This window comes from Promicromonospora sp. CA-289599, from assembly GCF_050936155.1.
GTDB lineage: Bacteria > Actinomycetota > Actinomycetes > Actinomycetales > Cellulomonadaceae > Promicromonospora.
On record NZ_JBNJNI010000001.1, the window covers coordinates 3,954,909 to 3,977,104 of the forward strand.

Annotated in this window: 18 protein-coding genes; 14 read left to right on the forward strand and 4 right to left on the reverse strand. The window is 69.5% G+C overall.

Going from position 1 to position 22,196, the window contains the following annotated elements:
* Positions 1-40: 40 nt before the first annotated feature.
* Positions 41-2,452, reverse strand: coding sequence for an RICIN domain-containing protein (locus ACQEVI_RS17535; protein ID WP_432901103.1), 2,412 nt, complete (start codon positions 2,450-2,452; stop codon positions 41-43).
* A 251-nt stretch (positions 2,453-2,703) separates the two neighbouring features.
* On the opposite strand from ACQEVI_RS17535, the gene ACQEVI_RS17540 reads away from it, so the two are divergent.
* Together ACQEVI_RS17540 and ACQEVI_RS17545 are read left to right on the forward strand one after the other, a co-directional pair.
* Positions 2,704-5,040, forward strand: a complete 2,337-nt coding sequence (locus tag ACQEVI_RS17540; protein WP_432901105.1) for a beta-L-arabinofuranosidase domain-containing protein — start codon at positions 2,704-2,706, stop codon at positions 5,038-5,040.
* Between the two features lie 27 nt (positions 5,041-5,067).
* On the forward strand, positions 5,068-5,436 hold the full coding sequence (locus tag ACQEVI_RS17545) for a DUF4440 domain-containing protein (RefSeq protein ID WP_432901107.1): 369 nt from the start codon (positions 5,068-5,070) through the stop codon (positions 5,434-5,436).
* A 22-nt stretch (positions 5,437-5,458) separates the two neighbouring features.
* Here ACQEVI_RS17545 and ACQEVI_RS17550 read toward each other — a convergent pair whose 3' ends face one another.
* Positions 5,459-6,730, reverse strand: a complete 1,272-nt coding sequence (locus ACQEVI_RS17550; protein WP_432901109.1) for a prolyl oligopeptidase family serine peptidase — start codon at positions 6,728-6,730, stop codon at positions 5,459-5,461.
* A 26-nt stretch (positions 6,731-6,756) separates the two neighbouring features.
* On the opposite strand from ACQEVI_RS17550, the gene ACQEVI_RS17555 reads away from it, so the two are divergent.
* The 3 genes from ACQEVI_RS17555 (at position 6,757) to ACQEVI_RS17565 (ending at position 8,414) form a co-directional block, all read left to right on the forward strand.
* On the forward strand, positions 6,757-7,101 hold the full coding sequence (locus ACQEVI_RS17555; protein ID WP_432901112.1) for a VOC family protein: 345 nt from the start codon (positions 6,757-6,759) through the stop codon (positions 7,099-7,101).
* A gap of 412 nt (positions 7,102-7,513) precedes the next feature.
* Positions 7,514-8,071: a DUF6232 family protein gene (locus ACQEVI_RS17560; RefSeq protein ID WP_432901115.1), complete on the forward strand. Its 558-nt coding sequence runs from the start codon at positions 7,514-7,516 to the stop codon at positions 8,069-8,071.
* Positions 8,072-8,078: 7 nt separating this feature from the next.
* Positions 8,079-8,414 carry a hypothetical protein gene (locus tag ACQEVI_RS17565; protein ID WP_432901118.1) on the forward strand — a complete coding sequence of 112 codons (336 nt, stop codon included), beginning with the start codon at positions 8,079-8,081 and terminating at the stop codon, positions 8,412-8,414.
* A gap of 97 nt (positions 8,415-8,511) precedes the next feature.
* Here ACQEVI_RS17565 and ACQEVI_RS17570 read toward each other — a convergent pair whose 3' ends face one another.
* Entirely contained in the window at positions 8,512-10,224 is a 1,713-nt protein-coding gene (locus ACQEVI_RS17570) for a DUF1349 domain-containing protein (RefSeq protein WP_432901120.1), read from the reverse strand.
* A 269-nt stretch (positions 10,225-10,493) separates the two neighbouring features.
* Between ACQEVI_RS17570 and ACQEVI_RS17575 the strand changes: the two genes are divergently transcribed.
* The 6 genes from ACQEVI_RS17575 (at position 10,494) to ACQEVI_RS17600 (ending at position 17,308) form a co-directional block, all read left to right on the forward strand.
* Positions 10,494-11,633 carry a LacI family DNA-binding transcriptional regulator gene (locus tag ACQEVI_RS17575; RefSeq protein WP_432901121.1) on the forward strand — a complete coding sequence of 380 codons (1,140 nt, stop codon included), beginning with the start codon at positions 10,494-10,496 and terminating at the stop codon, positions 11,631-11,633.
* The gene (locus ACQEVI_RS17580; RefSeq protein WP_432901123.1) at positions 11,630-13,252 is read left to right on the forward strand and encodes an FAD-dependent oxidoreductase; all 1,623 of its coding nucleotides are present in this window, start codon (positions 11,630-11,632) and stop codon (positions 13,250-13,252) included. Before ACQEVI_RS17575 ends, ACQEVI_RS17580 begins: the two co-directional genes overlap by 4 nt.
* 70 nt (positions 13,253-13,322) lie before the next feature.
* Positions 13,323-14,663, forward strand: a complete 1,341-nt coding sequence (locus ACQEVI_RS17585; RefSeq protein WP_432901125.1) for an ABC transporter substrate-binding protein — start codon at positions 13,323-13,325, stop codon at positions 14,661-14,663.
* A 2-nt stretch (positions 14,664-14,665) separates the two neighbouring features.
* On the forward strand, positions 14,666-15,571 hold the full coding sequence (locus ACQEVI_RS17590) for a carbohydrate ABC transporter permease (RefSeq protein WP_432901127.1): 906 nt from the start codon (positions 14,666-14,668) through the stop codon (positions 15,569-15,571).
* Positions 15,561-16,421 (forward strand): carbohydrate ABC transporter permease, encoded by an 861-nt coding sequence (locus ACQEVI_RS17595; RefSeq protein WP_432901129.1) that lies wholly within the window; start codon positions 15,561-15,563, stop codon positions 16,419-16,421. The genes ACQEVI_RS17590 and ACQEVI_RS17595 overlap by 11 nt, the downstream gene beginning before the upstream one ends.
* A 98-nt stretch (positions 16,422-16,519) precedes the next feature.
* The gene (locus ACQEVI_RS17600; protein WP_432901131.1) at positions 16,520-17,308 is read left to right on the forward strand and encodes a GNAT family N-acetyltransferase; all 789 of its coding nucleotides are present in this window, start codon (positions 16,520-16,522) and stop codon (positions 17,306-17,308) included.
* 3 nt (positions 17,309-17,311) lie between these two features.
* Here the strand turns inward: ACQEVI_RS17600 and ACQEVI_RS17605 are convergent, their stop codons facing one another.
* Positions 17,312-17,842, reverse strand: a complete 531-nt coding sequence (locus ACQEVI_RS17605; RefSeq protein WP_432901133.1) for a GNAT family N-acetyltransferase — start codon at positions 17,840-17,842, stop codon at positions 17,312-17,314.
* Positions 17,843-17,981: 139 nt separating this feature from the next.
* On the opposite strand from ACQEVI_RS17605, the gene ACQEVI_RS17610 reads away from it, so the two are divergent.
* The 3 genes from ACQEVI_RS17610 (at position 17,982) to ACQEVI_RS17620 (ending at position 22,194) form a co-directional block, all read left to right on the forward strand.
* A complete protein-coding gene (locus ACQEVI_RS17610; RefSeq protein WP_432901135.1) occupies positions 17,982-18,425 on the forward strand; it encodes a cold-shock protein in 444 nt (147 codons plus the stop codon).
* A gap of 236 nt (positions 18,426-18,661) precedes the next feature.
* A complete protein-coding gene (locus tag ACQEVI_RS17615) occupies positions 18,662-20,479 on the forward strand; it encodes an ABC transporter substrate-binding protein (protein ID WP_432901137.1) in 1,818 nt (605 codons plus the stop codon).
* A gap of 194 nt (positions 20,480-20,673) precedes the next feature.
* A complete protein-coding gene (locus ACQEVI_RS17620) occupies positions 20,674-22,194 on the forward strand; it encodes an ABC transporter permease (protein ID WP_432901139.1) in 1,521 nt (506 codons plus the stop codon).
* Positions 22,195-22,196: the final 2 nt, after the last annotated feature.

The following is a 22,196-nucleotide window of genomic DNA, read 5'->3' on the forward strand; positions in this document are numbered from 1 at the left end:
GCGCAACTGAACGCCGGAGGTCAGGACCACATAGCACGCTTCACCTGCGGCTCCATTGCTGGTTGGTTCCGCCGTGGCAGGCCCACAGGTGGAGCTTGGTGCCGTTGGCGGTGCCGTATCCGCTGGCGTCGAGGCACAGCCCGGACTGGACGCCGGTGATCGTGCCGTTCGGGTTGAGGTTCCATTGCTGGTTGGCCTGGCCGTTGCAGTCCCAGATCACCGTGGCCGTACCGTTGCTGGTGCCCTGACCGCTCGCGTCCAGACACTTGTTGCCGTGCACCACCAGCTGCTTGTTCGGGGTGTAGGTCCAGCTCTGGTTGGCACCGCCGGTGCAGTCCCACAGCTGCGTCTGTGCGCCGTTGCTGGTGCTCGAACCTGGGACCTCCATGCAGCGGCCGGACGGCGCTCCGACGATCTGTGTGCCGCCCTGTGTAGCGCATCCGGGTGCGTTGAGCGGCGTGCGGTACTCAGCGGGCACACCGGCGTTGCAGATGATCGTCTGCGCCGCCGCGGGCCAGGTCGAACCGGTCACGGGGTGGTCGTTCGTGATGCGGTTGTTCGTCCCCGCGGAGAAGTCGCCCTGCACGGCCCCACCCATGTGCCAGGTGTTGTCGACGGTGTTGTCCTTCGTGTTGCGCGTTCCGCCCGTGTTGGCGAAGACCCAGGGGCTGGAGTCGCGGATCACGTTGTTCGTCGCGGTGATGTACCGCGATCCTTCGTCCAGGTACAGCCCGACCGTGTTCCGCAGGTTGTACATGTAGTTCTCGCGGATCACCGTGCCCGGCGACGCGGAGAGCGAGTAGATGCCGCCACCGTCACTGAAGATCCTCTTCGTGTCGTGCACCATGTTGTTCGCCACGACGTTGTTCCGGAACGTCGTCGAGGTCGAGTACCGCGGGTTGTGCTGGTAGTACCCGCGGTCGACGTAGTCCTGGGAACCGCCCGCGTCGTTCGTGCCCCAGCCGAACCCGATGTCGATCGCGTCGTAGGGGAGGTCGAACACCTCGTTCTGCAGGATGCGCGCGTTGTCGACGTAGGTCGAGAGGAAGCCGGAGTTCTCCCGATAGGTGAAGGAGGTCTTCGTCACGGTGTTGGCCTGGATGAGGATGTCCGAGTTTGTCATGGCCGGATCGCTGGGGTGGTGGGCATCGGCCCGGACCCCGCCCGCGACGACGGCTCCTCCGCCGAGCTGGGTGAACACGTTCCCGACGACGTCGATGTCGGACGCGCCCAGACCCACACCGCTCGCGTGAGCGTTGGCGTCGTTGCCGATTCCGAGCGCGGTCTGGCCGAGGTTCACGAACCTGTTGCCGATGAACGAGACTCCCGTCGCCGCAGAGACCTGGACGGCCGCCGGCGACTGGTTCCATGTCGTACGGGCTCGCTCGAACGCGGCGCAGCCCTGGGAACAGCTCGTGATGGCGTCGGACGGGTAGTACGAATAGGACCCGGCGAGGTACGTCCCGGTCTGCTGCACGGCGTAGCCGTTCGGTCCCGAGGGCGCCAACCAGCTGGTTCCCGAGAGCTGGAGGCCCTCGAAGCTGAGGTTTCGTACCGGGCTGGAGTAGTTGCCGCTGATGTCGATGAGCCTCTCGAGCCGCGGAAGCTGCACATCCAGTGATGACGGGTGCACGCCGTTCGCGGGCTTCAGGTACAGGCGTCCGGCTGAGGGATCGATGTACCAGTGACCCGGCTGGGAGATGAACGAGAGAGAGTTCTCGATGCTCAGCCCGTGTCCGCCGAAGATCGGGGCCTGCATGGTGTCGTACCCCCAGAGGTTGTTGTTCCACGCAGGTTGGGTCATCGTCGCCGTGGTGCCGTTGATGGTCGAGACGGGCGAGTAGCGATCGGTGAAGTGCCCGATGGAGCGCAGCTCGAGCCGGTTCTTCTGCGGCAGGTTCGAGAGGTAGTTGAGCGCCGGGTTCGTGATGTTGAATCCGGTGGCGGTCATCCGGATGTCGCTGCGAGCGATGGTCATCGATGCGCGGGGCGACGCGACGCCGTTGACGAAGAGGTCACGGGTGTCCTGCCCGACGGGCGTCGAGGCGACCCAGATGTTCTTCGCCGAGTCGTGCGAGCTCCACCCGGTGACGGTCGTCGAGCCCGTCAGGACGGGGGTCGCGCCCGGGGCGGCCGTCCAGCGCACGGTCGTCGTGGTGCGCCCGCCGTCGGCGGCCGTGAAGCTCAACGGCGAGGAGAGCTCGTAGCGGCCCCCGGCGAGCACGACCACCACGTCGGTCGGGGACGCGGAGCTCTGGTTCTGCCTGACCGCGGTCTTGACCTGCGAGATCGAGCACGGCGCGCTCGAGGCGCAGCCGGTTCCGCTGCCACTGGGCGAGGCGTAGTAGGTGCTGGTCGCGGCGGATGCGGGAGTCGGGCTCACGAGCGCCGATGCCCACACCAGGGTCATGGCTGCGAGCGTGGTCACGAGACGCCGAGGCGTGCGATTCATCTGAGTTCCTCCGAACATCGTTGTTTGGGGGTGCCCTCGGCTCACTCGCTTCAGCCGTTATGCGTAGTACATCCGATCTCCGACTCGAACTCAAGAGACATGTGACATATGTTCTCTGTCCCTGTCGGTTGACGGAGCTGTGGGCGCACCTCGCCTGGATCCATGAGCGAACCGGTTGAGGTAACTTCAGCGAACCTGCGCCCCAGCACGGCGACGGCGCCGTGCGATCTTCCAAGGAGCCACGTTTGTCCATGAGCACCGCACGGCCCGCGACCACCGGCCGCATCTTCCCGCTGGGTACGGTCCGGCTCGGCCCCGGACCGTTCGCGACCGCCCAGCAGCGGGCGCTGGAGGCGGTGCTCGACATCGACCTGGACCGGCTCCTCGCCCCGTTCCTCGTCGCGGCGGGACTCGACAGCCCGGCCGAGCCGTACGGCGACTGGGAGAGCGGGGGGCTCGACGGCCACATCGGCGGTCACGTCCTGTCCGCGCACGCCAAGCTGTGGGCGGTGACCGGCCAGGACGTGCTGCACGACCGCATGGAGCACCTGCTCGACGTGCTGGAGCGCTGCCAGGACGCGGTAGGTACCGGCTACGTCGGCGGGGTGCCTGATGGCCCGGCGCTGGGCGAGGAGCTCGTCGCCGGGCGCATCGACGCCGACCTGTTCGGCCTCAACGGCCGGTGGGTCCCGGTCTACAACCTGCACAAGACGCTCGCCGGCCTCATCGACGCGGCGACCCATGGGCGGTCCGAGCGCGCGCTGACCATGGCGACGCGCTGGGCCGACTGGTGGCTGTCGGTCACGAAGGCCCTCACCGACGAGCAGGTCGAGCAGATCCTCACCGCGGAGTTCGGCGGACTCAACGAGGCGTTCGTGGAGCTGGGGGCACTTACCGGCCGCGAGGACCTCCTGGCCGAGGGGCGGCGGCTGGCCCATCACAAGCTGCTGGACCCGCTGGCCGACGGCGGAGACCCGCTCGACGGGCTCCACGCCAACACGCAGATCCCCAAGGTGCTGGGCTACCAGCGCCTGGCCGGCCTGGACGGTAACGCGGACGGCGACCCCGCCGCCGAGCGGTTCGCCGCCGCGGCCGACGCCTTCTGGTCCTCGGTCGTCGAGCGCCGCACGCTGGCGATCGGCGGGAACAGCGTGCGCGAGCACTTCCATCCGTCGTCGGACTTCACCGAGGTGCTGACGGACCGCGAGGGACCGGAGACCTGCAACACCCACAACATGCTCGAGCTGGCCCGCCTGCGGCTCGACCGCGGGCACGACGGCGCCACGGTGGAGTTCGCCGAGCGGGCGCTCTTCAACCATGTGGTCTCGTCGGTCCACCCCGGGCGCGGCGGCTTCGTGTACTTCACGTCGATGCGGCCGGCGCACTACCGGGTGTACTCCCGGCCGCACCTGTCCATGTGGTGCTGCGTCGGCTCAGGCCTCGAAGGCCACACGCGGTACAACGAGCTGATCTACACCCACGACGGGCCCGACCTCCACGTCGAGCTCTACACGCCGTCGGTCCTCGACTGGGTGGAGGAGGGCCTGCGGGTCGAGCTGTCGACCGAGCTGCCGTTCCGCGACCAGGCCAGGATCGTGGTCACCTCTGAGGCGACCCGGCCGCGCACGCTGCGCCTTCGCGTGCCGTCCTGGGCGGAGCTCGTGGACCTGAGGGTCGACGACGAGCCGGTCGCCGCCGCCGTCGTCGACGGATATGCAGTGATCGCGCGGACCTGGAGCGGGACGACGGCGGTCACCATCCACCTCGCACCCCGGCTCGTCGCGGAGCCGCTGCCCGACGGATCCGGCTGGGTCGCGTTCCGCTACGGCCCCGTCGTGCTCGCCTCGCGCGATGGCGACGCGGACCTCGAAGGGCTTGTCGCGGGGCCCGACCGCATGGCGCACGTGGCCCACGGCCCCAAGGTTCCGATGCGGCGCAGCAGCGTCGTGGCCGCCCAGCCGCCGGAGTCGGCCGTGTCGGCCGTGTCGGCCGTCGACGAGCGCACCCTGACGTTCGAGCTCCAGGCGCTCCGCGAACGGTCCGGCGAGCTCGTGCCCGCCGTCGTCCAGCTCGAACCCTTCGCAAACATCCACGACGAGCGCTACACCATCTACTTCGCGGCCGACGCCGACCCGTCCCGTGCCCTGGCCGCGCTCCGGACCCTCGACGACGCCGACACCGCAGCGGCCGTCTTCGACAAGGTGACGGCCGGCGAGCAGCAGCCGGAGGTGGACCACGGATTCAGAGGGGAGCGGACCCGCGCGGGCGGCGCCGACGGGGTGCACTGGCGCAGCACGACAGGATGGTTCGAGTACCGCCTCCGCTGCCCGGATGCCGCGGCCCTGGTGCGGACGCGTTTCGTCGACCGCACCGCCAGCCGACGCCGGATCCTCCTCAACGGCATCGAGGTCGGCCCGTCACGGACGGTGCCGGCCGACGGCGAGGGGCTGGCCGAGCACGAGTACGACCTCACGGAGGCCGTACTCGAGGCGGGTACCCCCGGCGAGACGGTGTTCCGCGTCGAGGCGTTGGACGGCGCGGACAGCGGTGACCTGCTGGCCGTCGAGGTGGCCCTGCGGGAGGGCTGAGGCCAGAGGAGATGTGAGGATGACCAGATGCCGGCGCACACCACGCAGTTCTTCGTCGACCTCGAGTCAGGAGTCTGGGACACCCAGGTCAGCGGTGACCAGGAAGCCCAGCTCGAGCTCCTGTCCGCGGACTTCCTCGGCGTGTATCCCTCCGGGTTCGCGAACAGGGAAGAGCACGCCGAACAGCTCTCGGACGGCCCGATCACCATGGCGTACTCCATCGTGGACGCACGGCTGATCGAGGTCTCCGAGAACTCGGTGCTGCTCTGCTATCGCGCCGACCACCAGCCGTCCGGCCGGGACGAGACGGAGTCGATGTACATCAGCTCGCTGTGGGTCGAACGCGACGGCCGCTGGTGGAACACGTTCAGCCAGGACTCGCCCGTCGGCCCCTGAGCGTCGGTCTCTGAGCCGCTGCTCAGCGTCTCGTGGCCGCCGCCATCCACTCCCAGACGCTCGCGCCGTCGTGGTGCGGGTCGTTGCGCGCGACGTAGATCCACGACCAGTGCCCGGGATAGGTGATCCCGTCCCAGGTGACGTTGTCGTACAGGCTCATGATCGAGCCGTCGATGCGTTCGTGGGCGTAGACGGTGTTGGCCTGGGCATCCAGCGTCGTGTCGTCGGCCGAGTGCACGAGCCACGTCGGCGTCGTCATCGCCGCGAGCTCACCGTCCGAGATGAAGTACGGGTCGGAGCCGTCGCGGGCGCCGATGCCGCAGCAGATCGGTACGGACGTCGCGAACCTCTCGGGGTACTCGGCGACCATCTTCAGCGACATGTACCCACCGTTGGAGCAGCCGACGACGTGGATCCGGCTCGCGTCGATCCGGTGCGCCCGGGCGACCTCCTCGATCGCCTCCAGGACGAGCGGTGCGAAACCGTCGCCGTCGAGCATCCAGGCCGACGTCGCCTGGGGCGCGAGCACGTAGGCGCCGCCGAAGAGGTCCTGCGCCTCCGGGGTGGCGAAGCCGAGCGCGCCCCGGTTCGCCCGCAGCTGCGCCTCGTTGTCGTAGTAGTCGTACCCTCCGGTCCGCAGGCCGCCCTCGCCGCCACCGTGCAGCCAGACGACGAGCGCCGCCCCGCGCCGACCGCTCCGGCGCGCGGGGGAGAACAGCCGGTAGTTCAGGCCAGACGCCGTCGCATGGTGGGCGAACGCGTCGACCTCCGGATCGGACAGCCGGCCCTGACGGAACGAGTCGAGCACTATGGCGCCGCCCGGACCACGCCCCCGCAGCGGCTCCACCTGGGTGACCGCGTAGTCGAGGTCCAGGAGGACGTTGCGGCCGTGCGCGCCCATGTACTGCAGGGTGCCGCCGCCGTCGACCCCCCACCCGTGCTCGAGCTCCAGCGTGATCTCACCGCGGCGGGTCCACGCCGCGGCGGTGACCACACGATCCTGCGCGTAGGCGACCTCGCCGGTGAGCGGGTTGGTGGCCGTGACGTGCACGGCGAACGTCGACGAGGTGAGCGAGGACCGCTCCGCACGGTGCAGGGCGGCGGACGAGATGGCGAGCGACGTCACCTGCTCGCCGCCGTCGAGAACCTCGGCGATCGGCGTCACCAGCGCTCCGCGGCGCCCGCTCCCGGCAGTGTTCACGTCGGCGCTCGCGGTCGGTGTGCCCAGCAGCGCCGAGGCGCCGACGGCAGCGCCGGAGACGATCAGGGTGCGGCGGGTGATCTCTGTGCGCATGGCGGAACTCCTTTGTCCGGGGCCAAGTGGCCGGCCCGCGCGAGCGCATCACCAGCCACCCGGAGGCTAGGTGGCGGTGTCGGCGCACGTCAACGGCTGCCGTGCGGGACTGGGTGGAGCTCCGCGGGTTCGACGGCACCCCGCTGGCTTTCCAGCGGGTGGAGGGCTACCGGCCGCCGCAGTGGCCGGGACAGGAGTCGCCGCAGCAGGTGCACCTCGACTTCGACGTCGACGACATCGAGGCCGACGAGCGGCGCGTGCTGGAGCTGGGCGCGACGTTGCTGGAGCGCGCCGACCAGGTGCGCCAGGAGGCCAACTGGCGGGTCTACGCAGACCCGGCGGGCCACCCGTTCTGCCTCTGCGCCCACTGAGCAGGGTGCGATCGGGCGCGGCGTCGGGCGAATAGCGGTGTGCATCAATTGCATTGATGTTTCGTTTCGCAAGGCTCCTCGCATTCTCGCCGCGCCGATCCTGCATTCATGCAGAATCACGCGGTTCTCGAAAGGTTGATCTACGTCAGAGTTGATGCGTGCCAGCGGGCGTTTTCCGGATGTTGTGTGAAGTATTTCGTCCTGACTCCCGATCAGTTCGTGTCCGTGATTTGCGCGCAGCCATGCAGGTGTGGGAATCGGCCTGTTGGTGCGGTAGCGGGCGTCCACAGAGAAAGCAACTAACCGCCGCGGGTGAACATGGCGGTGCATACCGACATGCGTCGCCCTATTGCCCGGAATGGCGCTACTGTCGGGCCTCCCAGAAAGTCGCTTCGTCTATCAGGAGGCGTACGTGGCAATATCCGCTAGGTCCGATGTCCGCATCGGCCAGGGACAGCTTTACATCGGCGGGGACACCTATCCGCTGCGCAACATTGCTCGCACCTCCATCAAGCAGTACAGGCTGCTGCCCCCGCCGCCGCCTCCGTGGGCCATGAAGGCGGCGATCGTCGGCGCCCTCGGGGCGGTAGTGAGCCTGATCGTCCTGATCGGGGCGGGGTCGAGCGAGGACTCCGGCCTCGTGGGTCCCAGCCTTTTCTGGCTGCTGGCCTGGAGCGTCGTCGCGGTCATCGGCATCAGCCGCCTCCGGCGCCCCAAGACGGCCCCGGTCGACCTGACCGCACTCCAGATCACCACGTCGGGTGCGCCGCACACGGCGCTCTGGACGGATGACCGAGCTGCGATCGAGGAGCTCAGCGAGCAGATCACGCTCGGGATCAACGACCTCGGGGTGACCTACAGCACGAATCTCACGACGTACCAGATCAGCGAGAAGGACATCGTCAACGTCAACGGCTCGGGCTCGGTGGGTGTCGTGCAGGACACCGCCACCGGGATCCAGCAGGGATGAGGGCCTGATGTCAGGGGACACCTTCAACATCCACGCGTCCGGGAGCGTCGGCAAGGTCCAGGACAGCGCCACCGGGATCGTGAACAACTACGGGACCACGAGTCTCGAGGTACTGCTGGCGAAGATCGTCGCCCTTGCCGAGGGAGTGCGAGGGGAGGTGGACGCCCCTCGCACCCGGGTCCTCGACGACGCCGTCGACGTCATCGAGGACCGGGCGAACCGCGACCCGAAGGAGCTCGGTTCCTCCCTCCGTGCGCTTCTCGAGATCGCGCGGGCCGCGGGCGCCGCAGGTCATGCGCTGCTCAGGGCGGTCGCGGAGGCCCAGAAGCTCATCGGGATGTGATCAGAAGGACACTCACGACCTGGCGCGGCGGGTGCTGCAACGCAGGACGTCTGTTTGCAGCATCCGCCGTGTCAGGCGGTACCCGATCGCGACCCCGTCAGGCGCAGCCCGCCAGCTCCGCCTCGTCCGGGGTGAACCGGATCCAGTCGAACGCCGCGGTGAGCTCGGGCGTCGCGGCAGGGCCGCGGTAGGCGAACGGTCCGACGTCGGTCGCGGCGAGCTGGTCCGCGGGAGCGGCCCGGCCGAGGTTGACGAAGGTCGTGCCGTCGACGCTGTACGAGGCGGTCAGCCACGCGCCGTGGTCGGTGACGCGCAGCCAGACCGTGTCGCCGGTCCCGGGCGGGGCCAGCGCCGAGTCCTCCGCTGTCCACGCGTTGTTCCGGTCGATGCCGTTGTTGCGCCAGACGAAGTCGAACCGCTTGCCGGCGTCCACGTGCGAGATGTCTATGCGCACCGAGTTGGCGTCGTCGCGCCGGACGATCAGGCCGGCCTGCTGGAAGTTCACCTGCGGATCCAGGGTGACCTGCGTCGTCACCTCCCACGGGGCGTCGGGCACCGGCTGCAGCACGAGCGGCGCCGACGTCGAGTTGCCCTGGTAGGTCGGGATGCGCCATGCGCCGTCCGACACCGTCGAGCGGTCCAGGCCGCCGCGCACCGTCGTCGACCAGAGCGACCGGTCGAGCGAGTCCCCGTCGAGCTCGTCGGAACCCGCGCCCGTGCACTGCGCGTACATCGGATCCTCGGGCCGGGTGTTCAGCGGGTCGCGCACCCCGTCCGGGTCGAGGACCGCGTGGGCGATCGTGGTGTGCGAACGCTCGCCGTGCTCGTAGATCAGGTGCAGCGTGCCGTCCGCGCGCACGATCTGCGGGGACGTCGCCCGCCCCGCCTCGGGCGGCGCGGGCTGGGGGACGAAGAGCGGCTTCGGTTCCCCGACCTCGGTAAGGGTCCGGTCGACGGGCCTGGCGAGGATGGTGCCGACCGTGGCGCCGTAGACGATGTAGTGCTGCCCCTTCCACTGCCACAGGTCCGCCGCCGAGACGTTGGTCCCTTCGACCGGACCGGGCGTCACGATGGGCTCGGGCTCGACCTGCCAGTCCCGGCCGTCCCTCGACCAGGCGAGGTTGATGTGCCGGACGTTGGTGTCGTAGTTCGTCATGAACAGCATTCCCCAGCGCTCCGGTGACGAGCGGTCCGGGTTGCGGAAGACCCGCGCGTACGACGTCTCGGTCGCGCGCCGGCCCGGCTGCGCGGCGTCGACCATCTCCGTCGTCACCGCCTCGCCGCCGTAGGTGAACGTCACCCCGTCGGTCGACGTCGCATACCTGGTCACCGTGTTGTCGCCGTGGAAGTACAGGTACATGCGCCGCTCGGCGGCGTTCCACACGGCGTCGGGCGACGAGACGTGCGGGACGTCGTAGATGTCCTCCCACGTGTTCGCGACCACCGGGCTCGCCTCGTGCTGGGTCCACGGGCCGTCGAGCGAGTCGGCGTACATCAGGTTGATGCCGCCCGGGTCGTCGTGCGGCGCGTAGTAGACGTACCACTCACCGAGCGGGTCCTGGAGGTGCGCTCCCGCATGGAACACCGACGGGAAGATGAACTCCTGGTTCGGGTTGTGCGGGAGCGTGTCGTCGAGCGGATCGACGATCGCCCCCGTCGAGGTGAAGACCGGCAGTTCGTGCCCGGGCGGTCCGCCGTGCGGGGCGGACGACGACGCCGCGGACGTCACGCCCGGCGTCACCCCCGCCGTGACGGCGAGGGCGGCAAGCGCGGCGCCGGCGAGGGCGCGGCGCACGTCGAGGACAGCCATGATGCGTACTCCTTTGTCGCGGTGCCATGACGGCGTCAGCCTTCGGGCGGATCCCGCGCCCGGTCAAGGGAGGTAATCAGATCCACCAGCAGAGCCACTGATAATGCGCGCCATCCGACTCGGCATGACGGCGCGGGCAGGCGACAGGCACGGTGCGGCCCGCACGGGGCAGCTGCTAATAATGCGCATCATCAGATTGACCGGCCGCTGAGCGGACGGTGACACTCCTGACATCAGCCGCCGGTCGGAGCTGGGTTCAAGGAGGAACCGTGCCACGTCGCCGCATCACCCAGACGGACGTCGCCGCCATGGCCGGCGTCAGCCAGGCCACCGTCTCCTTCGTGCTCAACGGCAGCACGCCGACCGGCGTACGCATCAGCGAGGAGACCCGCCAGCGCGTCCTGGACGCCATCCGGATCACCGGCTACACCGCGAACCCCGCCGCCCAGCGTCTCGCGGGCGGGCTCGCCCAGATCCTCGGCGTGTTCACCTACGAGGCGACGTTCCCGCGCGCCAGCCGCGACTTCTACGGTCCGTTCCTGGTCGGGATCGAGCACGCCGCGGAACGGCTCGGCGTCGACCTGCTGCTGTTCACGAGCGCCCCCGTGCAGGACGGGCGCCGCCGGCTCACCCGCGACGGCTGGCAGCGGCTCGGCGTGGCCGACGGCTGCCTGCTGCTCGGGCAGCACGAGCACCGGGGCGAGCTGCAGCACCTGCTCGACACCAACTACCCGTTCGTGTTCATCGGCAAGCGCGGCAGCGACGGCGGCCGGCTGCCCTACGTGGGCGCCGACTACGTGGGAGGCACCGTGCGACAGATCGACCGCCTCGTCGCCCTCGGCCACCGGCGCATCGGCTACGTGGGCATGCGCGGCACCGACCAGCCCACGCTCGACCGCGTCGAGGGATACCGCAGCGCCATGAAGGCCCAGGGCCTCACCACACGGTTCGTCGAGCTCGACGACGTCGCGGCGACGGCGGCCGAGATCGTCGACCAGCGCTTCACCGCCGTCGTCGTCGCACCCGAGAACCATCCGGAGGAGCTCGCCGACGAGCTCGAACGCCGCGGCAAGCAGGTGCCCGACGACGTGTCGGTGCTCCTGCTCGGACAGCCGCACCATCCCCGCCGCGGCGGCAGGAACTGGTCCGGCTTCTCCGTACCCCGCGAGGAGATGGGCGCCCGGGCGCTGTACCTGCTCTCCCGCCTGGTCTCCGACGACAGCCCCAAGCGAGAGCGCGAGACGGGCCGCACCTCGGCCCTGACCGAGGCCGAGCTCCACCAGATCCTCGTGTGCCCCGACGTGGAGGGCGGCACCGCCGCACCGGCCCGCACCGACGAACCACGAACAACCGACGAACCACACACCGACGAACCATCAGCGACCGACGACAGGACGGACCCCGCGTGACCCATCAAGACCTGCAGACCGACGTGCTCGTGGTGGGCGCGGGCCTCGGCGGCATCGCCGCGGCGCTCGCGGCCGCCGACCGTGGCGCTCGCGTAGTCCTCACCGAGGAGCACCGGTGGATCGGCGGGCAGCTGACCTCGCAGGCGGTGCCGCCCGACGAGCACCCCTGGGTCGAGCGGTTCGGCGTGACCGCGCGGTACCGGGCGCTGCGCGACGGGATCCGCGACGTCTACCGCCGTCGTTACCCGCTGACCGCCGCCGCGCGGGCCTGGCCGGAGCTCAACCCGGGCGCCGGGTGGGTCTCGAAGCTGTGCCACGAGCCCCGGGTCGCCGTCGGCGTGCTCGAGGAGATGCTCGCGCCCCACCGCTCCGCCGGCCGGATCACGCTCCTGGAGCGGGTGCGCCCGACCGCCGCCACCACGGACGGTGACCGGGTGACGTCGGTGACGCTGGCCTCCGTCGTCGGCGGTCCGGAGGTGACGGTGAGAGCCGCGTACACGATCGACGCGACCGAGACCGGGGAGCTGCTGCCGCTGACCGGCACGGAGTACGTCACAGGGTTCGAGTCGGCGCGCGAGACGGGCGAGCCGAGCGCCCCGGACGAGGCCCAGCCGGACAACGTCCAGGCGCTGAGCGTGTGCTTCGCCGTCGAGCACGCGGACGGCGAGCACACCATCGACCGGCCCGACCGCTACGACTTCTGGCGTTCGTACGCGCCGGGCGCCTGGGGCGGCGAGCGCCTGCTCTCGTGGACGGCGCCCAATCCGCGCACGCTCGCGCTGGATCGGCGGTCGTTCACGCCGAACCCCGGCGACGACCCGCTGGCGGTCGACGCGGACCAGTCGAAGAACGCCGGTGACGAGAACCTGTGGCTGTTCCGGCGCATCGCCGCACGCGACCTCTACGAGCCGGGCTTCTACGCGGGCGACCTGTGCCTGGTGAACTGGCCGAGCATCGACTACTTCCTCGGGCACGTCCTCGACGTGCCCCGTGACGTCGAGGAGGCCCGGATCGCCGACGCCCGGCAGCTGAGCCTGTCGATGCTGTACTGGATGCAGACCGAGGCCCCGCGGCCCGACGGCGGCACCGGGTTTCCCGGCCTGCGGCTGCGGCCCGACGTCATGGGCAACCCGGACGGGCTCGCCCAGGCCGCGTACCACCGCGAGTCCCGCCGGATCCAGGCGGTCACGACGGTCACGGAGAACGACGTCTCCTACGCTGTCCGCGGCGACCGGGGCGCCACCCGGTACGACGACTCGGTGGGCGTGGGCATGTACCGGATCGACCTGCACCCCTCCACGGGCGGCGACACCTACATCGACGTGCCGTCGACGCCGTTCGAGATCCCGCTCGGCGCTCTGCTCCCGCGGCGCACGACGAACCTGCTCGCGGGCAACAAGAACATCGGCACCACGCACATCACCAACGGGTGCTACCGCCTGCATCCCGTCGAGTGGAACGTCGGTGAGGCCGCCGGCCACCTGGCCGCGCACTGCCTCGCCACCGGACGCACCCCCCACGCGGTCCAGGCCAAGCCCGACCTGCTCGCCGACTACCAGGCCGAGCTGGTCGCCGCCGGGGTCGAGCTGCGCTGGCCGGACGGCGCCCACCCGTACTGACACCCAGCACTGACACCCAGCACTGACCCCCCAGCGACATCTCGTCGCGGATCAGTCCAAAGGAGAACTGATGTCTGCACAGCACACCCCCCGCCGATCGAACCCCGGGGCCCGGCCGCGCCGTCGGGCCGCCGTCGCCGCGACCGCCATGAGCGCGGCGCTCGCCCTCACCGCCTGCGGTGGCGGAACCGACGCGCCGGTAGGGGAGCCGGAGGCCCCTACCGAGCCCGTCGACCTGCGGATGACCGTATGGACCGCCGACGAGGCGCAGCTCGAGCTCTTCCAGAGCATCGCCGACGACTACGTCGCCCAGAACCCGGAGCTGGTCTCCGGCGTGACGTTCGAGACCATCCCGTTCGAGGACTACACGACCGCCCTGACCACGCAGCTCGCCGGGGGCAACGCCCCTGACCTGGCCTGGATCTTCGAGAGCAACGCCCCCGAGTTCGTCTCCAGCGGGGCGCTCGTCGACCTGCGCCCGCTGCTCGAGAGCACAGAGGGCTACGCCCTGGACGACATGGTGCCCAGCGCCCTCGGGCTGTGGGAGGACGGCGAGGGCCTGTACGCCTACCCCTTCTCCAACAGCCCGTTCGCGATGTTCGTCAACACCGACCAGCTCGCCGCCGCGGGGCAGTCCGACCCGGCGGAGCTGGTCGAGTCCGGCGAGTGGACCTTCGACGCCGCCCGCGACATCGCCGCAGCCACGGCCGAGGACTCCGGCAAGCAGGGCCTGGTCGTGCGCGACTTCGAGTACCAGGCGTGGGAGAACCTCGCCACCGTCTGGTCGGGCTGGGGCGCGGCGCCGTGGAGCGCGGACGGCACGCAGTGCACCTTCACCGAGCCGGAGATGGTCGAGGCCATGACGTGGATCCACGACGCGGCCTTCGAGGACGGCGCGATGCCCGGCCCGGGTACCACCGCCGACTTCTTCGCGGGTGACGCCGCGATGACCATCACCCAGATCAGCCGGGCGTCGTCGCTCGACGGTTCGTTCGACTGGGACGTCGTGCCGATGCCCGCCGGGCCGGCCGGCAAGCAGAACGTCATCGGCCAGGCGGGGGTCGGCGTCTTCGCCGCCGGCGAGCACCCGGACGTCGCCGCGGACTTCCTCGCCCACTTCACCAACCCGGAGAACGCCGAGCAGCTCAGCGCCTACTTCCCGCCGCCGCGCGCGTCCCTGCTCGACGCCGAGGGACTCGCCGAGGCCAACCCCAACCTGAGCGCCGAGCAGCTGCAGGCCGTAGTGGTGGACGGCGTCGAGGACGCGGTGACCAAGCCCGCGCACAAGAACTTCGCCAAGCTGTCGGGGACGGTGCGCGCGGAGCTCGACGCGCTGTGGACGGCGGACGCCGACGTCGAGGCGGTCCTCGCCGACACCTGCTCGGCCGTCACGCCGCTGCTGGCGGAGTGACGGTGGCAGCTCTGTCCGCGGGAAAGGTCTCAGCGGCGGTCCGCCGGGACTGGCTCGTCGGGTACGCCATGGTGGCGCCGGTGGTCCTCGGCGCGCTCGCGTTCGTCGTCCTCCCGCTGTGCATGGTGGTCTGGTACTCCCTGCACGAGTGGAACGTCCTGGCGAACACGTTCACGTTCGTCGGCGCCGAGAACTACCAGCGCATGGCCGCCGACGGCGGGCTCACCGACGCGCTCCTGGCGAGCCTGTGGTTCTCGGTGGGGCTCGTCGTCCTGAACATCGTGCTGGCCCTGCTGCTCGCCGTCCTGCTCAACCAACGCCTGCCCGGCACCACCACGTTCCGGACGTTCTTCTTCTCGCCGGTCGTCGTGTCGCTGGTCGCGTGGACGATCGTGTGGAGCTTCCTGCTGCAGGCCGACGGCGGCATCAACGGGTTCCTCGCGGTGCTCGGCGTCGACGGCCCGAACTGGCTGCGCCACCCGACGACGGCGATGGTGTCCGTGATCGTCGTCCAGGTCTTCAAGAACGTCGGGCTCAACATGATCCTGTTCCTCGCGGCGCTGCAGGGCGTGCCCGAGGAGCTGCAGGAGGCGGCCCGGCTGGACGGCGCCGGCGCGTGGCGCCGGTTCCGGTCGATCACCCTGCCGCTGATCAGCCCGACGATCCTGCTGGTCTCGATCATCACGATCGTCGGCTCGCTGGAGGTCTTCGCGCAGATCGACGTGCTCACGGGCGGCGGCCCCGGGAACTCGACCACGGTGCTCGTCTACTACCTGTACCAGCAGGCGTTCCAGTTCAACGAGTTCGGGTACGCCAGCGCCATCGCGGTGCTCCTGTTCGTCATCGTCCTGGTACTGACGCTCCTGCAGTGGCAGTCGCGCAAGAGGTGGGTCTTCCATGAAGTCTGAAGTGCTGTCCGCCCGACTCCGCCGGAGCTGGACCCGGTGGCTGCTCGTGGCGCTGCTGACCGTGCTGAGCGTCCCGTTCGTCTTCCCCACCTGGTGGATGGCGACGTCCAGCCTCAAGCCGATGAGCGAGATCCTGCGCCGCGTGCCGACGATCTGGCCGCAGGACCCGTCGCTGGACGCGTACGGCAAGGTGTTCACGCTGCAGCCGTTCGCGCAGCAGTACTGGAACTCCCTGTACATCGCGGCACTGGTCACCATCGGCACGATGCTCGTGGCCGCGATGGCCGGCTACGCGTTCGCGCGGATCCGGTTCCCCGGTGCGAACGCCCTGTTCGTGCTGGTGCTCGTCGGTCTGCTCGTGCCGTCCGAGGTGACGATCGTCCCGCTGTTCCGGATCGTCAACACCCTCGGCCTGATCAACACGCACTGGCCGCTGATCGTCATCCCGATCCTCGGGGCACCGGCGGTCCTGGCCGTGTTCATCATGCGGCAGTTCTTCCTGGCGCTCCCGACGGAGCTCGAGGAGGCGGGCCGGATCGACGGGCTCGGGCGGTGGGGGATCTTCTGGCGTATCGCCCTGCCGCTGTCGCGGTCGGCCCTCGGTGCCGTCGCGATCTTCACGTTCCTCAAGTCCTGGAACCTCTACCTGGAGCCCATCGTCTACCTGTCCAGCAAGGAGAGCTTCACGCTGCCACAGGCGCTGACGCAGTACGTCGACGCGTACGGCGGCCCCATGTGGAACGTCCAGCTGGCCGCGACGACGCTCACCGTGCTGCCCGTCCTCGCCGTGTTCCTCGTGGCACAGAAGCAGTTCGTCCAGGGGCTGGCCCACAGCGGGCTCAAGGGCTGAGCACCCCGCTTGGTCGTGGGCGTAACGGTCGCGCCCACGACCAAGGCTGGTTCCTTATTCCTTTGCCGAGGCGCTCGTGGGCACTGGAGTCTGTACCCATGACCGACGCCTCCCGCCTGCTCCAGGCGTACGACGAGCAGCTCCGCACCGACGCCGAGACGCCCAGCGCCATCTCGGTGGCCCGGCTGGGACCGCTACGCCTCGTGACCTTCCTGGGCGGACGCGGCTTCGTCACCTACCGTGATCTCGGCGGGGCCGACGAGCCCGAGGTGCGCAGGCTCGTCGCCGTGGCCGGCGCTCACTTCCGCGCCGACGGCGGCATCACGAAGGTCGAGTGGAAGACCCGCGGCCACGACCACGCCCCGGGCCTGCACGACGCGCTGCTCGAGCACGGGTTCGTCCCGGAGGACCCGGAGTCGATCATGATCGGCGACGCGGCGACGCTCGCGGCGGACGTCCCGCTGCCCGACGGCGTCACCCTGCGCCAGGTCACCGAGGAGTCCGACGTCCGCGCGATGTGCGCCATGCAGGACGAGGTGTTCGGCGCCCCCGTGTCCGACAGGACGGCGAACGCGATCCTGCGCAGGCAGGCGCTGGGCGACGGCATGGAGCTGTGGGTCGCGGAGGCCGAGGGGCAGATCGTGACCGCGGGCCGGCTGGAGCCGGTCGCGGACACCGAGGTCGCGGGAATCTGGGGCGGCAGCACCCGGCCCGAGTGGCGCGGGCGTGGCATCTACCGCGCGCTGACGGCGGCCCGTGCTCGCTCGGCCCTCGCGCTGGGCAAGACCCTGATCCACAGCGACTCGACCGAGTACTCGCGCCCGATCCTCGAGCGCTACGGCTTCGTCAAGGTCTCCACGACGACGCCCTACGTCTGGGAGCGCTGATCGTCACCCCGGCCGCCGTCGGCCCATGATGTTGGCCGGCTCGGTGACGCCCGCGTACCGGAACCCGGGTACCAGGTCGACGAACCCGAGCCGGCCGTAGAGCACCTTGGCGCGGTCGGCGGGGTCGGCGGTCGTCGACAGCAGGGTGTGCCGGTGGGGGACCCGGTCGAACAGCCCGCGCAGCAGCGCCGTCCCGAGCCCCCGGCCCTGGTGCTCCGGCAGGATCTCCAGCTCGTTGAGCTCGAACGCGTCCTCGGTCCAGGCCGCACGGCCCGCCTGCGCCAGCGCCGGGCCCACCTGCTGCGGCCACCAGTGCTCGGGCTGGTAGTCGAACCCGTACACGAACCCCACGAGGTCGGCGCCCTCGAACGCCCCGAGGGTCAGCGCTCCGTCGTACAGGGGGAGGTGGGCGAGCCGGGTGTCCCGGAAGTGGTCGCGGCGTTCGTCGGAGTAGCCGAACGCCCGCTGGAAGACGCCGGCGATCTCGTCCGCGCGCCGCAGCACCTCCGAGGTCTCCAGCATGCGGATCGTCATGTCGCCACGCTAACGCCGGACGCGCGATTCGCCCGCCCGTGCCGGAACCAGGCCGACACGGCGTGCGTTTGACAGCCCGAGTTGGACAAGCGTCCTAGACTCAGGTCTGCAGGGATCCTTACGAGGCGGAGTGTGTGTCGTGGTTCAAGGCAAGGTCATCAGGTTCGATGAGGTTCGCGGCTACGGGTTCGTTGCGCCGGACACGGGCGGCGACGACGTGTTCATCCACGTCAACGACCTCGAGTTCGACAAGCGCCACCTCGCGGTCGGCGCTGTGGTGGACTTCGCGGTGGAGGACGGCGACCGGGGCCTGAAGGCCTCGACCGTCACCCTGGTCGCGCCCGCCCCGGCGACGGCGGCGTCCGCCGTCTCCGCGGTGGCCCATGCCGCGCCCGTCCCGGCATTCCTCCCGCCGCTGCCCGACGCCGCCTCCCGGGCCGACGGCGAGGCGCCGTCCGAACGGGAGCTCGCCGTCGAGGTCACCGAAGTGCTTCTCGCGGGGGTGCCGACCCTCACCGCGGAGCAGGTCCTCGCCGCCCGGGGTGCCTTCGTCGCGGTAGCGCGCTCGCACGGCTGGATCTGAATCCGCTTCGGGGTGTTACCGCCCTGTTTCCGTCTCTGATGCGCGGAGACGGTACCGCTACGGGGCGATATCAGGTCGGTAACGATCAAGTCCGGCAAACGGTGAAGTAGGGCAAACCCTCCCATCGCGTGAGTAGCGTGAGCGGAAACCATGACGGTGACGGATGTCTCACCCCCGGCGCGCGCTGCGGCGCGCCGCCAGGAAGTCCGATACCGGCATCCCCTTGAGGAGGAACATTGAAGATCAGGCGACTGAGCGCCGCTGTGGCGGTGACCGCCACGAGCGCGTTGCTGTTCTCCGCGTGCACCAGCCCGGCAGGCAGTGACGACCCGGCCGAGGGGGAGAGCACGGCGACCTCGGCCTCGGCCGACGGCCCGTGCAAGGCCGACCTCGGCGAGGTCACCACCGCTGACGGCGAGATCAAGGTGTCGAACGAGGACGAGTTCCTCGGCTACAACTCGAACACCCCGGAGACCTACTCCACGTACAACAACGCGGTCACCGAGCGGCTGTTCAGCGGCTTCTGGTACTGGGGGACCGACGGCGCGGTCTGCGCCGACGAGTCCTACGGCACCTACGAGGCGCTGTCCGAGGACCCGCTGCAGGTCGAGTACACCCTCAACGACGAGGCTGCATGGTCGGACGGTACGCCGGTCACCTACGCGGACTACCTGCTCGACTGGGCGACCCAGGCGGTCACGGAGGACGGCAAGGTCACGGACGACGCTTCCGAGGCGCCGCTGTTCAACCACATCTCCGGTCTGACGCTGGGCGACTACGTTCCTGAGGGCCCGCAGGCGGAGTCCCCGGACGCCAAGGCGTTCACGTACGACTACGAGCGCGTCAACGCCGACTGGCGGATCCTGGTCAACGCGCCGTTCCCGGCGCACGTCGTCGCCGAGCAGGCCGGTGTCTCCACCGAGGAGCTCGTCACGGCCATCCAGGACCTCGACCTGGACGTCCTGAAGAAGGCCGCGGAGTTCTGGAACAAGGGCTGGCTGTCGCCTCCTGGTGAGATCCCGGACCCGGCGCTCACGCCTGTCACCGGCCCGTACAACTTCAAGGCCGACGGCTGGGAGGCCGGCCAGTACATCACCCTCGAGGCGAACGACAAGTACTGGGGCACGCCTGCCGCCACCAAGGAGCTGACGTTCCGCGTCGTCGGCGCCGACGCTCAGATCCAGGCGCTGGCCAACGGCGACCTCGACGCGATCAACCCGAACGGCCCGACCGTCGACACGGTCACCCAGCTCGAGCAGCTCGGTGACGCCGTCACGGTGCAGACCGGTCAGACCCTGACGTGGGAGCACCTCGACTACAACTTCGGCTCCGGCATCTTCTCCGACAGCCTGGAGGCCCGCGAGGCGTTCGCGCTCTGCGTGCCCCGGCAGAAGATCGTGGACGACCTGATCAAGCCGATCGACCCCGAGGCCGTCGTCATGAATGCCCGCGAGGTCTTCCCCTTCCAGGGGGCGGAGTACGAGGACACCGTGGCCGGGTCCTACGACGGCCGGTACGACGAGGTCGACTTGGACGCCGCCAAGGAGAAGTTCGAGGCCGCCGGCCTCGAGGAGGGTACGAAGGTCCGGATCGGCTACGCCGCGCCGAACCCGCGCCGTGCGGCCGAGGTCGAGGCCATCAAGTCCTCGTGCGACCAGGTCGGCTTCGAGGTGGAGGACAACGCCGCGGAGGACTTCTTCGACAAGGACCTGCCGAACGGTGACTACGAGGTCGCGCTCTTCGCGTGGCAGGGCTCCGGCCAGATCACCTCGGGCGAGAACATCTACTCGTCCACCGGTCAGCAGAACTACGGCAAGTACTCCGACGAGACCGTCGACGAGGCGTGGAAGAAGCTCTCCTCGACGACGGACGAGGCGGTGCACGCCGAGCAGCGGGTGATCATCGAGAAGCAGCTCTGGGACACCCTGTACGGTATCCCGCTGTTCGCCCACCCGGGCCTCATCGCCAGCAGCTCCAGCGTGGAGAACGTGCGTGCCACCTCCGCCCAGGGCGGCGTGGTGTGGAACGCCGAGCAGTGGTCTCGCGCCTCCTGACGAGGGCCTGACGCAATACCTGCGGGGAAGGGAGCGCCTGTTCCCTTCCCCGCAGGGCTGTCTACCGCCATTCAGGATTATTTCCACCCCTGACCTGGGGCGATGACGGCAATTTTCATCCTGTGTCCTATAGTGACACGCTGATCGCTTTCCCCAGCAGACGCCGTGCTGCGTCCGCCTCGAAGGGCCAACCCGTGCTCAAGTTCATCCTCCGGCGCATCGGCGCCTCGGCGCTCGTCCTGCTCGGCGCCTCATTGCTCGTCTACGTCCTGACCATCAACTCGGGCGACCCCCTCAAGGACCTGCGCGAGTCCAACGTGCAGAACAAGCAACAGCTCATGGACCAGCGGACCGCGCTGATGCGGCTCGACGATCCGTGGTATGAGCGGTACTGGGACTGGCTCAGGGGCGTCGGAGGCTGCTTCACCGGGAACTGCGACCTCGGCGTCACCATCAACGGCGTCGACGTGGCGACTCTGACGCAGCAGGCGGCCTCCTCGACGCTGCGGCTCGTCACCGTGGCCACGCTGCTCGCCATCGTCGTCGGCATCGCGCTCGGGATCCTCACCGCGATCCGGCAGTACTCGGGCTTCGACTACTCCATCACGTTCACGGCGTTCCTCTTCTTCTCGCTGCCGGTCTTCTGGGCGGCGACCCTGCTCAAGGAGTACGCGGCCATCCAGTACAACAACTGGATCGCCGTGGGCCAGTACGCGCCGTGGACCATAGTGATAGTCGCGCTGCTGGCGGCGTTCCTGCTCCAGGCCGTGCTCGGCGGGACCACGAAGCGCCGGATGATCACAGCCGCGACCGTGTTCGGGTTCGTCACCATCATGCTCTTTGTCTTCAACGCGCTCGACTGGTGGCGCAACCCGATGTTCGGCATCGGCGGCGTGCTCCTGGTCTCGGCCGCCGCGGGCGTGCTCGTCGCCGCGCTGGTCGCCGGCCTTCGTAACCGCCGCGCGCTCTACGCGGCGCTCACCACCGCCGTCGTCGGCGTGGCCGCCTACTGGTTCACCGCCCCGCTTCTGGTCAACCAGCCCTCGTGGCTGCTGCTCGCCGGGCTGTTCGTGGTAGCCGTGGGCGTCTCGGTGGCGATAGGCGCCGCATGGGGCGGCTACGCGCGCAAGCAGTCCATGCTCGTCACCGGCATCACGGGCGTCATCACCAGCATCGTGGTCGTGGCGGACATCCTCATCGCGCACTGGGCCAGCTTCATGAGCATCAAGTCCCGCCCCATCTCGACCATCGGCTCACAGACGCCGAACTTCACGGGTGAGTTCTGGGAGCGGCTGCTCGACATGGGCACGCAGATCCTGCTGCCGACCATCCTGCTCACCCTGGTCTCCGTGGCGAGCTATTCCCGCTACACGCGGTCCTCGATGCTCGAGACGCTGAACCAGGACTACGTGCGCACGGCCCGGTCGAAGGGGCTGTCCGAGCGCGAGGTCATCGTCAAGCACGCGTTCCGCAACGCGCTGATCCCGATCACGACGATCATCGCGTTCGATTTCGCGGGAATCATCGGCGGCGCGATCATCACGGAGCAGGTGTTCGGCTGGAAGGGTATGGGCGCGTTGTTCCAGGACGGCCTGAACGCCGTAGACCCCGCGCCGGTCATGGCGTTCTTCCTCGTCACGGGCGTTGCCGCCGTGGTGATGAACCTGCTGGCAGACATCACGTACGCGGCCCTCGACCCCCGGATCCGGCGCTGAGC

What these genes read in the sequence shown, in the direction of transcription:
- ACQEVI_RS17550 (WP_432901109.1), bottom strand. Translation starts at nt 6,730, where the DNA reads ATGCGCACAGAGATCACCCGCCGCACCCTGATCGTCTCCGGCGCTGCC.
- ACQEVI_RS17595 (WP_432901129.1), top strand. Translation starts at nt 15,561, where the DNA reads ATGAAGTCTGAAGTGCTGTCCGCCCGACTCCGCCGGAGCTGGACCCGG.
- ACQEVI_RS17535 (WP_432901103.1), bottom strand. Translation starts at nt 2,452, where the DNA reads ATGAATCGCACGCCTCGGCGTCTCGTGACCACGCTCGCAGCCATGACC.
- ACQEVI_RS17570 (WP_432901120.1), bottom strand. Translation starts at nt 10,224, where the DNA reads ATGGCTGTCCTCGACGTGCGCCGCGCCCTCGCCGGCGCCGCGCTTGCC.
- ACQEVI_RS17600 (WP_432901131.1), top strand. Translation starts at nt 16,520, where the DNA reads ATGACCGACGCCTCCCGCCTGCTCCAGGCGTACGACGAGCAGCTCCGC.
- ACQEVI_RS17545 (WP_432901107.1), top strand. Translation starts at nt 5,068, where the DNA reads ATGCCGGCGCACACCACGCAGTTCTTCGTCGACCTCGAGTCAGGAGTC.
- ACQEVI_RS17605 (WP_432901133.1), bottom strand. Translation starts at nt 17,842, where the DNA reads ATGACGATCCGCATGCTGGAGACCTCGGAGGTGCTGCGGCGCGCGGAC.
- ACQEVI_RS17565 (WP_432901118.1), top strand. Translation starts at nt 8,079, where the DNA reads ATGTCAGGGGACACCTTCAACATCCACGCGTCCGGGAGCGTCGGCAAG.
- ACQEVI_RS17585 (WP_432901125.1), top strand. Translation starts at nt 13,323, where the DNA reads ATGTCTGCACAGCACACCCCCCGCCGATCGAACCCCGGGGCCCGGCCG.
- ACQEVI_RS17540 (WP_432901105.1), top strand. Translation starts at nt 2,704, where the DNA reads ATGAGCACCGCACGGCCCGCGACCACCGGCCGCATCTTCCCGCTGGGT.